This window comes from Collinsella aerofaciens (assembly GCF_001404695.1).
Taxonomy (GTDB): Bacteria; Actinomycetota; Coriobacteriia; order Coriobacteriales; family Coriobacteriaceae; genus Collinsella; species Collinsella aerofaciens_E.
Map to the genome: position 1 here is coordinate 1 of NZ_CZAQ01000072.1, position 565 is coordinate 565.

The following is a 565-nucleotide window of genomic DNA, read 5'->3' on the forward strand; positions in this document are numbered from 1 at the left end:
AGGTGCGCATCCGGCAGCTTCGCGGTCATGCTCCAGAACGGGAGCGTGATGATGCCGGGGGTCATCTCGCCCACGCCGAGCTCCAGCAACAGCACGCGGCGATCGCTGCGCTCGCGCACGAAGCGCTCGTATCGTCCGAGGCTCTCGCGCCAGGCCGCACCCTGCAGAAACGTGTCGTCGCGCACCCACGGCACAAGCTGCCAGCCGCAGTGCGGGCATCGGGGGACATCCTCGCTGAGGACCTCGAACCCCGCCATGCCCGCGAGCATGCGCTCGACGTAGGGGCTCGCGTCGAAGAGCTCGTCGCAGCATGGCTGCTTGCACTGAAGGTGCGCGAAGCTTCCCTGATAGTTGCAGATCCTCTCGGTGGGAAACGTCTTCTCGGCCTGGGTGTCCACATTGGTGCTCAGGATGAAGTAGTCCTTATGGCCGATGAGGGACCGTAGGTCGAGATAGGGCTGCGAGGTCGGCTCGCGCAGCATGAAGTCGATGTATCGCGCATAGTATGCCCATCGCTGCTCGAGGCTGGGGTAGAGGTGGTAGAAGCCGTCGAAAAGGCTCTTGA

Annotated in this window: 1 protein-coding gene; it reads right to left on the reverse strand. The window is 63.9% G+C overall.

What is annotated here, in order from left to right; genetic code table 11:
* Positions 1-565: SIR2 family NAD-dependent protein deacylase (locus tag AQ996_RS09990; protein ID WP_494545873.1), on the reverse strand; the 565-nt coding region annotated here is incomplete at both ends.